The sequence below is a fragment of the Pseudoalteromonas sp. SG41-1 genome (genome assembly GCF_014164575.1).
Lineage (GTDB): Bacteria > Pseudomonadota > Gammaproteobacteria > Enterobacterales > Alteromonadaceae > Pseudoalteromonas > Pseudoalteromonas rhizosphaerae.
In genome coordinates this window covers 21,859-35,263 of the sequence record NZ_JACJFL010000013.1, presented here as the reverse complement: position 1 = coordinate 35,263, position 13,405 = coordinate 21,859, and the positions used below count along the sequence as shown (strand labels likewise).

Annotated in this window: 8 protein-coding genes; 1 reads left to right on the top strand and 7 read right to left on the bottom strand. The window is 41.2% G+C overall.

Annotated features, from left to right (window positions below):
- Positions 1–14: 14 nt before the first annotated feature.
- A complete protein-coding gene (locus H5203_RS09885) occupies positions 15–2,978 on the bottom strand; it encodes a TonB-dependent receptor (RefSeq protein ID WP_182819678.1) in 2,964 nt (987 codons plus the stop codon).
- A gap of 190 nt (positions 2,979–3,168) precedes the next feature.
- Between H5203_RS09885 and H5203_RS09880 the strand changes: the two genes are divergently transcribed.
- A complete protein-coding gene (locus H5203_RS09880) occupies positions 3,169–4,596 on the top strand; it encodes a polysaccharide lyase family 1 protein (RefSeq protein ID WP_149980271.1) in 1,428 nt (475 codons plus the stop codon).
- 69 nt (positions 4,597–4,665) lie between these two features.
- On the opposite strand, the gene H5203_RS09875 is transcribed toward H5203_RS09880, so the two are convergent.
- The 6 genes from H5203_RS09875 to eda form a co-directional block, all read right to left on the bottom strand.
- The gene (locus H5203_RS09875; RefSeq protein ID WP_182819677.1) at positions 4,666–5,622 is read right to left on the bottom strand and encodes an alpha/beta hydrolase; all 957 of its coding nucleotides are present in this window, start codon (positions 5,620–5,622) and stop codon (positions 4,666–4,668) included.
- Positions 5,623–5,628: 6 nt separating this feature from the next.
- Positions 5,629–7,296, bottom strand: a complete 1,668-nt coding sequence (locus H5203_RS09870) for a glycoside hydrolase 43 family protein (protein ID WP_182819676.1) — start codon at positions 7,294–7,296, stop codon at positions 5,629–5,631.
- A 3-nt stretch (positions 7,297–7,299) separates the two neighbouring features.
- Entirely contained in the window at positions 7,300–8,514 is a 1,215-nt protein-coding gene (locus H5203_RS09865; RefSeq protein ID WP_259401936.1) for a glycoside hydrolase family 105 protein, read from the bottom strand.
- Between the two features lie 106 nt (positions 8,515–8,620).
- The gene (locus tag H5203_RS09860; RefSeq protein WP_182819675.1) at positions 8,621–11,170 is read right to left on the bottom strand and encodes a glycoside hydrolase family 88 protein; all 2,550 of its coding nucleotides are present in this window, start codon (positions 11,168–11,170) and stop codon (positions 8,621–8,623) included.
- Positions 11,171–11,219: 49 nt separating this feature from the next.
- Positions 11,220–12,668 carry a glucuronate isomerase gene (gene uxaC, locus H5203_RS09855; protein ID WP_182819674.1) on the bottom strand — a complete coding sequence of 483 codons (1,449 nt, stop codon included), beginning with the start codon at positions 12,666–12,668 and terminating at the stop codon, positions 11,220–11,222.
- Between the two features lie 91 nt (positions 12,669–12,759).
- Positions 12,760–13,383 carry a bifunctional 4-hydroxy-2-oxoglutarate aldolase/2-dehydro-3-deoxy-phosphogluconate aldolase gene (gene eda / locus H5203_RS09850; RefSeq protein WP_182819673.1) on the bottom strand — a complete coding sequence of 208 codons (624 nt, stop codon included), beginning with the start codon at positions 13,381–13,383 and terminating at the stop codon, positions 12,760–12,762.
- Positions 13,384–13,405: the final 22 nt, after the last annotated feature.

The following is a 13,405-nucleotide window of genomic DNA, read 5'->3' as shown; positions in this document are numbered from 1 at the left end:
ATTATTAGTAGCTGTTAATAAAATTTATAATTCATACCTAACTGGAACGTACGACCATAATCTTCACGTTGATAGAGGATTTCACCACCGGATAAATCATTACCTTTGAAATAACGTAAATCTGCTTCATCGGTTAAGTTAATCGCGTCAAAATACACGCTGAGGCTTTTCGTAAAATCATATTTCACTTTCATATCAAAGGTTAAGATATCGTCTTGGTATATATCAGCCCATGACTTACAGGTATGTGGGTCTGATACAGAAGCTGATACGGGACAAGAGCCAACCTCTTCAAGGATATCTGAGCGGTAATTACTAATTAGGCGTAACGAGAAAGTCTCATCTTCCCAACCAACAGCAATGTTACCGGTGATATCTGCTTGGCCTGGTAGCTGCATTTTGTCTTGACGAATAGTGGCGTCGAGTTCGGCTTCACTTTTTACAAAGGTCATATTACTTTGCCAAAATAAGCCATTTTCGAAGAACTGATTGTAACTAAGCTCAATCCCGTAGACTGTGGCTTTATCACCATTGAGGGTGATATCAACCTGATTTAGAGCAAGATCTTGAGGAATTGCAAAATCAGATACTTGGTTTACAGGTAAAGTAAGCGGGAGCTCATCTATGCTCATTTGAATACCAGTGACATCGACGATGAAGTTATCAATATTTTTGTAAAATACTGCAGCTTCCATAAATAACTCTTTTGATGGATACCAGCCAAACGAAGCATCAAAGTTATCCGAAGTCATTGCCACCAAATTTGGGTTACCTACTTGTAACGCATTGTCAGGCCCTAAAATATAGCCTTGCAAATCAATTGCGCTTTGTCCATCTGGTGAGTTGTAGCATTCATTAGTCGTTGGATCACATAAACTAATATCACTATCAAAACGCGCATAACCACGCGCTTGCTTAAACGAAGGGCGGGTATAACTAGTCCAAAGTGATGTACGAACCAACATTTCAGGATTTGGTTCGTAGCGTATATGCATACTTGGGAAAAATTCACTGTAGGTAATGGATGCCTCAGGTAAAGGTACCGAAATATCTAAGGTGTGATCACCGCCAAAATTCCAATCATCATTTGATAATGACATATAACCGGTTGATGAAAATTCGGTATGTGCATAGCGTACACCGGTAATAACACTGACCTGCTCTGATAGCTGCAGCTCAGTCATAATATAAGCTGCGTAGGTATCTTCGTATAAGGTATAGTCTTCTTTGGTGCTGTCAATTGACACTTCGCCACCGGTGGCACTGTCGCGCGTAATTTTAGTTGAGTCAACTATGTACTCAAGGTCTTCGTTGCTAACAAAAGGATAGGTAAATAAGCCACCCTCAGGAACCGCAAAGTTATAATCAGTAACATTTGAGTTGGCGACTGTAATGCAGGTTTCATCCGTTCCACAATCGAGAGGGTTTATTGCATAGCTCCAGCGATCTTTATCACGAAAGTGTTCGCGTTCGTTATAAGTGCCACCAATTTTAATGAAATTCAGGTACTCAAAATCAAAGTCTTTTTGTAAGTTTAACTTGATACTCGTGACTTCGTCTGTTCGGACACTGTCTTCCATAAATAAGTTGTCGTATTCCATATTTGATAAATCGCTGATATCACCATCGGCTTCACCGGCAAAAACATCATTATCCGGATCTAACGCAAAACCACCTAAGGCAGCTGCTTCTTCAGGAGTAAGCACTTTCGCAACAATATTATTTTTACTACCTTGACCGTAGACAATATTTTCGCGCTCACGAAATTGCACGCGGCGATCACCCACAGATTTATCATCTGTTTTAGAATACGCGTATTCATAATCTACACGTAAAGTATCGGTAATATAGTTTTCACCACCGATGCTGTAATTGGTTGTAGTCGTTTCACCTTCTTGAATGAAAAATTGGTTGTAAATATCGATATCAGACAGTGCAAACTCTTTTGTATCAGCATTTACATAGATAATCTCATCGGCTTGGTCGCCATTATAAAAGTTATAAAACTCTCTTTGTGCAACGTCATTATCGGTGTAATTTGAGTAGTTACCACGAATGTAATAAAAACTGTCTGCGGTTGGCTTAAACTCAACATTAAGTGTTGCAGTGGTACGTTCTCTGTCGGCTATTTCACGGCGATTTTCAAGTTGCGCGGGGATCAAAATTTCTGGGGCGACACTGAGTTCTTCTTCGCTTAGACCAATTCCCCCTTGTAAAAAGTTTAATTCGCGGGTGCTATGATGGCGTACTTCATCTACTTGGGTTTTTCTATCTTCATAGGATAGAGCAAAGCCAACCCCTATTTTTTCGTCTAAGAATAGCTGTGTGCCATCAAGGCTAAACTTCGGCGAGTGTTCTTCTCTGATTTCACTGTATGAATCTTGCAGCTTCATTTTTAGGGTGTTTTTACCACGGTCATATGCTGAGATAGCTTTGACGTTTACTGCGCCACCTATCGAATTTAGATTCATATCAGGGGTAAGGGTTTTAAATACTTCAATGGCTCCTAATGAATCACTAGTGATACCATCAAGGCCAATTTTACGTTCATCACCCGCACCAGATAGTTCTGCACCATTCATGCTCACCGATACGAATTTAGGACCTAACCCCCGTACTGCAATGTATTTTCCTTCACCTTCACTGCGCTCTAAAGTGACACCAGGAATACGGCGTAATGACTCTGCGACATTTTGATCAACAAAGTTTCCCATGTCATCCGTGGCAATCACTGAGCTAAACGCTTTAGCATCGCGCTCCATGGCACGTGCTTTTAAATCTGCTTGATAAACGCCTGTTACAGCAATGATTTCAATATCATCTTCAGCTTCTACGGTTTTTTTAGCTGCTGTTTTCTCGGCGCTTGTTGTTGGTTTGTCATTCTCTACCTTTGGCTGTGCAGGATCAGTTGTTTGCGCATAAAGTGGCATAGCTACCATTAATGCTGCTGCGATCGTGCTTAATCTCATGCTCTTCATTTTTATTCCTTTTTCAGGCTTATAATTGTGTGTGCAAGATATGCGATTCCCGTTGATTCAAATCCCAACTTGCCACCGGTGGCAAAATGGAATAACATGAAGTTAACACTGTATTAATGAAACTGTCAATTTACATATTGACAATTTTTTATTTTAACCAGCATTAAAAACGAAATAGCCAAGGAACATTATGCAAGTTCTGAAGAATAATAATTTAAACTATCTCAATATCGTAATACTAAGCATCATTACTGTGTTGACGGTTTTTGTTTCGACTAATTTATACGCTGCACAAGTCAATACAACATTGGCTTTTCCAACGGCAAAAGGATTTGGTAAATACGCAACAGGGGGAGTTAATGGCACGCTTTATAGAGTGACTACATTGGAAGATAATTTAGATAAGCCGCAACCAGGCAGCCTTCGCTATGCAATTGTGCAAAAACATCCTCGCACTGTCGTATTTGCGGTATCAGGTGTGATCAAATTGGCAGGGGAACTTAAAATCTCACATGGTAATATCACCATCGCGGGGCAAAGTTCGCCAGGTGGGATTGCCATTGTTGGTGCTCCTGTGACGGTCTCATCCGCAGATAATGTGATTATCCGCTATATGCGCTTTCGCTTAGGTACATTTGGCTATGCTGATGATTCATTAACGGTGCGTAACAGTGAGAATGTCATTATTGATCATTGTTCATTGAGTTGGTCAGTGGATGAAACTGCGAGTTTCTATAATAACCGTAACTTTACATTACAAAATTCCATTATTTCACATAGTTTAAGCCATTCAATTCACCCTAAAGGCGATCATGGCTATGGTGGCATTTGGGGCGGGGCAAATGCGAGCTTTATTAATAATATAATTGCCAATCATGCCAGTAGAACGCCTAGGCTCAATGGTCATAGACTTAAATCACCGTATGCACAAGATGAAGAGTTTGTTGAGCTTATCAATAATATTATTTTTAACTGGGGACATAATAATGTTTATGGATCAGAAAATGGTCGTTTTAACTTGATCAACAATTATTATAAACCAGGTAAAGCAAGTAAGATCATGCAGTTTGCTGATATTTGGTATTCCCCAGAGATCAAAGAAAATCAGGCATATATTATGGGAAATGTACTTGAGAATAACCCACAACTGACTGAGCATAATTATTTAGGTGTAAATTATCGCAAAGCAGTCAAAGCAAAACGCACTATCAGTGATGAAAATAGCCAGTGGTTAAGTGATAAACCAATCATTACATCACCCATGCAAACAACCATGGTTTATGTTAGTGCAAAGCAAGCATTTAGTGATGCCATTAAAGGGCAACATATAGGAGCAAGTCGTAATGCACATGGCTATTTCCATGACAGTATTGATACGCTTGTTTATCAACAGCTCGCTGATAGTGTCGCGATAAAGAAAAATGGTTTGATTGATCATGAGTTTGAGCTAATTGGTAATTGGGATGCATATAAACAGGAATTTACAGGGGTTCCTGCAATCGTTGATGCTAATGAAGATGGTGTTGCGGATGATTGGTTCAAACAGCATCAGCTGCAATTAAAAAATGCAACTACAGCGCAGGTTTTGCAGCAGTACTTAAATTCGCTTAGCGACTAACAAAGAAAGCCTTGATGACTTAAAATAACCATTAACTCATCAAGGCTTTAATTTTAACAACAATAATGATCAACGAGTTTTAGCAAATTGTGCTGTTAAAAAGTCATCAATAACACTGGTCGTAGGCGTTAACCACGGCTGGAATAACCAAAATGAATGCGGCGCATCATCAAACTGGTAAACTTCACTGGGTATATGCAACTGTTGCAACTTTTGTATTGCGCTGTCTCTACCTGCACGAAAGCGTGGCACTGAGCTATTAATGAAAAGTGTTGCAGGCGCGTTTTTATCAATATAGAAAATAGGCGATGCGTCGTGCCAACGCTGTGGGATAGTTTCATACCTACCCCCAAACCACTTGCTGGCTGAAGTGACGGATTTGGCTGAGTTGTTTTCAAAAGGTAGTGCTTCTGGAGACGTGAAATCACTTAAGCCATCTATATTGATCAGCGCTTGGACATTAAATCGCTTCGAGTTAGTGTCGCTGCTATCAACAATTCCGCCGCTGTAGGCTAATAGCGCGGCTAATTGGCCACCTGCAGAGCCGCCCGATAAAGCAATCTTAGTGCTGTCTATATTATACTGAGCAGCATTATTATTGAGCCAATGAAACGCACTAACTAAATCCTCAACTGCTGCAGGATAAGGCGCTTCGTCGCTGAGGCGGTAACTGGGTGTTGTAACAACATAACCACGTTCTACCAGCGCAATTGCAAGTGCTGTCATTAATGCGGGGGTACCTGATTGCCAGCCACCACCGTGGATCAACATAATCAAAGGCGCCGTTTGTGTTTGCTGTGTTTGCTGATAAATATCTAAAGTCTGTGCACTGGTTTTAGTTTGTTTGTAAACCAGTGCTTTATGAGCGATTACAGAGTCAGGAAGTGTCGTTGCGGGCACCTGCATGTGTGGATAGTGTTTGATTAGTTTTTTATAAGTATTTTCAACGGTGTAATCAGCTGCTATGCATGGCTGAACACAGAGCAATAATACGGCAAAAAAGTTCAACGTTTGATGTTTTAGCATATTCATTTAATCCAAAGTGTCGTAACGGGCATAGTCAAAATCGGCATAGTTGCTAGCACCAGGAGTTTGCGACAGGCTAAATAAGCCTAACTTAGCACCTACCCAGCGGCCTTTTTTAGCTTGGAAGTGTTCACCAATAATTTTAAACTCAGCGCTCGCAGCGGTTCTATAACTAAAAATGGCTGTGGCGCCTGGTTGTAGAACGACTTTTAGTTCAAGATAGGGTTGTGTCAGTGGTTGTTGCTCTACGATACTTTCTGTACAGCCTTTTCTCGCATTAAAACAGTGCACATAGACTAGCTGTTGTTCGCCAGTAGAAGATGTTTTGATACCCATCCATGCATAGTCTTCACCAAATAGAATAACTCCTGAGGAACTAGCAAAGGTTGTTTCGTTGACCTGCAATGTGGTTGTAAAAGCAAACTGTTCTGCAGGGATCTTTTGCAGTAACAAAGAAGGCGTTGACCATAAATTAGTGTTGTTCTGGGTTGTAAATGGCTGCGAGTATAAGCGTAAAAAGCCGGGGCTGTCTGTCAATGAATACCAGCTGTTACTTGGATTTGCATTCCATTGCCATAATAAACTTAGCTTAGCGCTGTTGAATTCATCATTGTTCACTATGCTGGTGGGTTGTGGGCTAATTTTGCTTCGAGGCTTGGTGTGCTGTAAAACCGGCTGCCCAGTTCCATTAGCATTTTTATCTATACCAATGATTGGCCAATCATTGTCCCAGTGCATAGGTTGTAAATGGGTGATACGGCCATACGCTTGTTTGCTTTGAAAGTGAATAAACCAGTCTTCATTAAATTGGGTGTGAACCCACGCACCTTGATGAGGACCGTTGATCACTGAATTACCTTGTGCCATAACAACCTTGGCTTCGTAGGGACCGGTAATTTCTTTTGCTCTAAATACCGATTGCCAACCTAAATCTACCCCACCAGCAGGCGCAAAAATATAGTAGAAGCCGTTACGTTTATAAAATTTAGGACCTTCAATGGTGCGATATCCAGGGTGATTTTTACCATCGACAATATGTGTAAATTTATCACTTACCCAACTTGCGTCATCTTTCATTTCACGCAGCGTCAGTACATTATTAAAGCCAGCACGACTTTTTGCCCATGCATGTATTAAGTAGGTTTTACCATTGTCATCCCATAATGGTGCAGGGTCGATCAATCCTTTACCCGCTAAAATAAGCTGTGGGGTTGACCAAGCTCCAGCAGGATCATCTGTTGTAGTTACATAAATACCAAAATCAGGATCAGGATAAAAAATCCAAAATTTATTATCATGAAAACGGATTGTTGGCGCCCATACGCCGTTGCCATGTTGTACTTTTGCAAAGTGGGCTTGTGGCAGCTGTATTGGCAGTGCATAATTAATTAACTGCCAGTTGACTAAATCGGTAGAGTGTAAAATAGGCAAGCTAGGTGCAGAGTTGAAGCTAGATGCTGTCATGTAATAATCACCATTAACGGCAACTACATCCGGGTCGGAATAATCGGCATGCAGGATTGGGTTTTTATATTCGCCATTACCTAGATCTGCTTGCCACGGACTTTGAGAGTGTGTTGGCGATAGTAATTGCGACTCTTTTGCATAACACGGGTTGCTACTTAAGCAGACAACCAACAGCGCTAAAAAGAAATTGTATTTGTTGTTTAGCATCGGTTATTTCTCCACTTCTAAACTGGCAAGAATAAAAGGCCCAACTGCTTTAGGATCATTCGCACGTACATTTTCACTGATGTAATAAGCAAAGCTGCCATCTCTATATGGTTTTCCGCCAAGCCCAGCCACTTCACATACTTGTTGTATTGATAAGGTGTTATCTGCCTCACGTTTAATAAAGTTGCTAACTACAGCATTAAAGGTGGTTTTTGCAATTGCTTGGTAGCTATCAGGCAAGTAACCTTGATTAGCACCTCTTGCAATTGCATAGCTGAGCATCGCGCTGCCAGAGGATTCTAAATAATTACCGCGTAATTCACCTTTATCTGTAACTTGATACCATACAGCGGAGTCAGAACGCAGCTTTAACATGTTATCTATCAATGTTTTAAAGCGCTGCGTCAGCCAGATTCTTTTTGGATAATCCTTCGGTAGTTGATCTAATACATCAACCATTGCCATGGCGTACCAACCGATAGAGCGCGACCAATGATTAGGTGATTGTCCGGTTTTTTTATCTGCCCATCGCTGTTGTTTAGATTCATCCCAGCCATGCACAGGTAGCGCGGTGTCACCGCGATAAGTATGTTGTTCAATCAATTCAAACTGTTTTATAACATCATCATACTGATCTACTGTTCCAAAGCGGCGGATATATTCGGCATAAAAGGGCGCTGCCATATATAAACCATCAAGCCACATTTGCGAGGTATAGCGTTTTTTATGCCAAAAGCCACCATCAATTGTGCGAGGTTGTAATTTGAACTGTGCATATAAAGTATCGAGGGCAAGACGATATTTACGATCTTTTGTTTCATCAAACATAAAAAACAGTAACTTGCCGGCATTGAGCATGTCGAGATTATATTTGCTCATTACGTAGGTTTTAATACTGCCATCTTCCATTACTAACGCGTCTACATATTCTTTAATGTAATTGAAATAGCGTTGTTCTGGTTGATGCTGATAGAGCTTGGCAAATGACAGTAACACTAAGCCATGGGTGTAATCCCAGCGCGGTTCAGTGCGCCAATCAATGGTGTAGGCCTGTGGATTACGGATCATCTCAGAGTTAGCCATTTGCACGGCATAGCTCAGTGAGTTGTTATTATTTTGCGCAGACACATTCATTATTGAGCAGAATAAGCAGCAGAGAAAAAATGAAAAAATATTTTTATTTACGCTGTTTTTATTGATTTTGATTATACGCATCATAAATCCTTATGAGCTTAGTGTGCTGATGTTGTTGAAGGGAAGTGAGTTTTGGCCGGTAAGCAAAATGCGATGGACTTTGCTTTCCGGCTGAATAATCTATGGCTGTTTAGTTGTTACCAGCTAGAAGCTTTGCTACTTCAAGGCTTGCTAGAATGAAGGGACCATTTCCTTTAGGATCATTTTTGCTGACCGGCTCGCTCATATAATAGTGATAACTACCATCACGACCAAAGCCAAGGCCTGCAACATAGCATTGGTTTGTCATACTTACCGTGCCATCGCTATGTACTAATGTAAATTGGTTAAGTAAACCTTGATACGCTGCAAGGGCAGTGTCTTGATAATCAGCATCGATATAGCCATTATTAAGTGCTTTGGCATAAAAGTAAGCAAACATGGCTGTTGCAGTTGATTCTTGGTAGTTACCTAAAGCCGTTGGTTTGTCTAAAACTTGCCACCATGTGCCGGTATCAGTATCTTGAACTTTGGCAATATCCGTGGCCAACTCTTTTACCATGGCGAGTAAGGTATCGCGTTGCTCTGTGTTTTTTGCTGGGATGTAATCGAGTACATCAACCACTGCCATAGCGAGCCACCCCATACCACGGCCCCAAAATTCTGCAGAAACACCCGTTTGTTTATTTGCCCATGCTTGCTGTTTAGATTCATCCCAACCGTGATAGTACAACCCTGTTTTTGGATCGCGTAGTGCTTCACGAGTGAGCTTAAATTCGTTTACAACCTCGGCGAAGGTTTCTTGTTGCTGATGGCCCGTTTCAAATAAGCTACCGTACTGGGCTAAAAACGGCATACCCATATAAACGCCATCTAGCCACACTTGATGTTGATATTTGTTTTTGTGCCAAAATGCGCCTTGTGATGTACGTGGCTGTAACTGTAATTGTGCACGTAAAGCTTTTGCGGCAGATAAATATTGTTGCTGCTGGGTATCTTGGTATAGCTGGATAAGATTACGCCCAGGCGGAATGTTATCAATGTTAAAATTGCTTTGTTTATAGGCGGTGATTTTGCCTTGTTGATCAATAAAGCTACCAGTAACTTGGGCAATCACATTCTTATAAGTTTGCTCATCAGTTGCCATCCCTAATTGGTAGTAAGCATATGGCTGTAAGCCGATAATGTCGTATTCAAACTTTGGGCTGCGCTTACGGTTCACATCCCAGCCATTGGCATGATAGCCTAGTGCTTTTCTTTTCAGCTCTGAATCGGCAAGGGCGCGGGCCCATTCAAGGGCTATTTTATCATTAAGCGGTTGCGTCGTTTTTTTTGCTGTAACTGTGGTATGCAAAGTAATGCGTGGTTTAATTGTCAATCTTTCAGCTTGTTGATCAAGGTACTCAATAAAGCTTTCTTTATCGTTGATACCACTTTCAGGTTGCCAAACAGAGGCAAAATAGTAATCAGCATGCAGTGTATTTTGCCCTTTAGGTTTAAGCACTGCAAGGTAGTTATTTTTGTCTTGGCGTACATCAATAACATCACCTTTTTTAAAAAATACCGCCATACCTAAAGCTGATTTATCTAAACTCTGATTGCCCCAACTGGCAATATAGCTATAGCCATAATTACTCATTGCATCCAGATCACCTTGAATAAACTCAGTATCTGGGTGTTTGACCACACCGGCCACTAAATTAGGCAAATCTTTATCAGTGTTCAGTTCTACATGTGCCAAACGTGAGCCGCCGTGCATACTAATATTGGCTATTAAATCTTGCTGTTGATAGCTATTTTGCCAGCCTTGATACTCAATTTGTATACTGGCGCGTAAATAGCCATTTTCAATAATCCGTGCTGTACGTTTGCTAACATCAGATACATGTTCCAGCTCATCATTACTACCCATCAAACCAAATCCGCCAGCACCTAAAGACTTACCCACTTTAAGGATATCCATGCCCCAGTCTTGTTTGTCATGATACGAAGAATAACCATCAAGGCCGACAGTATGTAGCACAGGTTGTGTTGTTAATTTGCCGAAAATATCAAAACCATTACGCCAATCTAGATAAAAACGGTAACCGACTTTATCCGACTCAATACCTGGGCCTTCATAACGGATCCAATTTGAATGATCGGTGTAATAATCTGGTGGTGTTAACTCATCAACATTTTTAAATTCACCGCCTACATACTCTTTTTTACCTGTGCCAACTTGGTGTTTTGGCGGACGAGAATGGGGCTGCCATTGACCACCTTGTTTATGGGCAAGATCAGCTTGAACACGTTTTGTTTGTGCTGTGATTGATGGGCTACTTTGCTGTGTAATGGTGACTTCAATCGGTTTATCATTTAAATCGACAATAAAATACACACCATCAAGTTCACCGTCTGAATCAATATCTACTGCTTGGCTTGGTAATACTTGCTGCGCTGTTTTTACAGTTAAAGCAGCAGTTTGGCTAAGACCTAAATCGTAATAGCTAAGATAGATAGGCTCGTCAGGGCGTTTAAACGAAGATGGATTAACAATGTCCACTTTAGCAACTAATGCGCTTCCAAGGGAGTTAGTTTCGCTCGCTTGCAGTGGTGTTTTAAGATCTGCATGTTCTTGGCATGCAATCAATAATAGGCTAGAGCTTAGAGCTGTTCCCATCAAAATGCGCTTTGATAACAGTGATGTTTTTAAAGTCATTGTGTGTCCTCAATGGTTGAGCCACTTAAATTAAGTGGCTCTATTATCGTTATTTATCGAGATTGTATGCTTTTTTCACTAGCCCATAGGTTAGTTGATAAGCCAGAGTCTGGGCAGTACTTTCGCTAATTTGATGATTTGCTACAAGCTCTGCTAAATAGCGACAATCAACGCGGCGTGCAACATCATGACGAGCTGGAATTGATAAAAATGCGCGGGTGTCATCATTAAAGCCAACCGTGTTATAAAAACCAGCTGTTTCAGTTGTTTGCTGTCTAAAACGAAGCATACCGGCGGGGCTGTCATGGAACCACCAAGCAGGACCTAACTTGAGGCTAGGGTAGTGACCCGCTAGTGGCGCAAGTTCTCGACTATAGGTCGTTTCATCTAATGTGAATAGGATGATTTTAAGATCCGGGTGATTTCCGTATTTACTCAATAGTGGTTTGAGTGCATTAACGTATTCAGTTTGGCTTGGAATATCACAGCCTTTATCACGGCCAAATTGATCAAATACCGCTTGGTTATGATTACGATGCGCGCCAGGGTGAATTTGCATCACTAAACCATCTTTAATGCTCATACCGGCAAGCTCAGTGAGCATTTGGCCACGGAATAATTCTTGCTCTTGCTCTGTTGAATGGCCTGTTCGACATTTTTCAAATAATGCTTCACATTCTGCGGTAGGTAAGTCAGCAGTTAATGCAGTAGGGTGGCCATGATCGGTTGCTGTTGCACGTCCTTCAATACGAAAGTAATCACGACGTATTTGAATTGCCGCTAAATAACCTTGCCAAGTCGTTGTATCTTGGTCGGTTATCTCACCAAGTTTAATTACGTTGTCGATAAAATCTTCACGGCTAGCATCAACCACATCATCAGGTCTAAAGGTGGTGATCACACGTTTTGCTATTGCAGAGCCTGCAATTGCGCGGTGGTGCGGGAGCTGATCAAGTGCACCTTCTGTTGTGGCAATTAGTTCAATATTAAAGCGGTCCATCAGTGCATGAGGCTTGAACTCGGGTGTTGCTAACGCAGCTGTAATTTTTTGATAATAGTGCTGACCATTTTCAGAGCAAAGTTTTTCTGTAAAACCAAACACATCACTAAATACCGCATCTAACCAATAGCCACTTGGCGTTCCGGCATACAGGTGATAGTTATCAGCAAAGATTTGCCATACTTTTTCAGGATCAGCTGCTTTTGAACGAGCCATATCGCCTTGCAGCCCATGCTCAGGTACTCCTAAATCAGTCATTGGGATCCCTTGACTATAGAGCATTCTAAATACGTAGTGATCGGGTTTTATAAATAGCTCAGTAGCATTGCCAAAGTTTTCATTTTCATTAAACCAACGAGGATCAGTGTGACCGTGCGGACTAATAATCGGTAAGTCTTTAATTGATTCATATAACTTTCTAGCGATAGCAACGACGCTAGGATCGCTTGAAAATAAACGATCTGGGTGCAATTCTAAAGGTTCGATATTGCTCGGCATTGAAGATTCCTTAACTGTTCTGCTTGCTTGTTGCCACCGGTGGCATGCAAAGATAAATTACACTGACAACGTATGGCAGTCAATATGTTAATTAGTTGTTGTTTAGTACCTGAAGGCAGGCTTGCGTGATTTTTTCATAGTCTTTACTTTGTACCCATTGTGATTGTGCAATCCAAGTACCCCCCACAGCCATCACATTATTAAGTGCTAAATAGTCTTTAAAGTTTTGTTCATTAATGCCACCTGTTGGGCAAAAGCGAATATCAGCAAATACGCTGCTGACTGCTTTTAAAAACTGCTCGCCACCACACAAAGAGGCAGGAAATAATTTTTGCTCAGTAAAGCCATATTCTTTAGCAAGTAAAATATCGGCGGTGTTTGAAACACCCGGCACAACGGGCACAGAAGATTGACTAAGGGCATCTAATAATCGTGGTGATACCGCAGGAGTAACAATAAAATCACTGCCGACGGCAAGACTTTTTGCAAGTAATGCTTGATCGGTAATCGTGCCGGCACCAACGCATAAATCGGGCAACGCTTTTTTAATCGCGATTAATGCGTCAAGGGAAGCTGGCGTGCGCAGCACAACTTCAACTAAATGAATGCCAGCCTTGTACATGGCAGTGGCAATAGCCACACCTTCTTCACTACTGTTTGCTTGGATGATAGGCAATATAGGTTGGTTGCCTAATAATGTTGAAAACACGGTCATACAATTTTCCTATTAATACTTA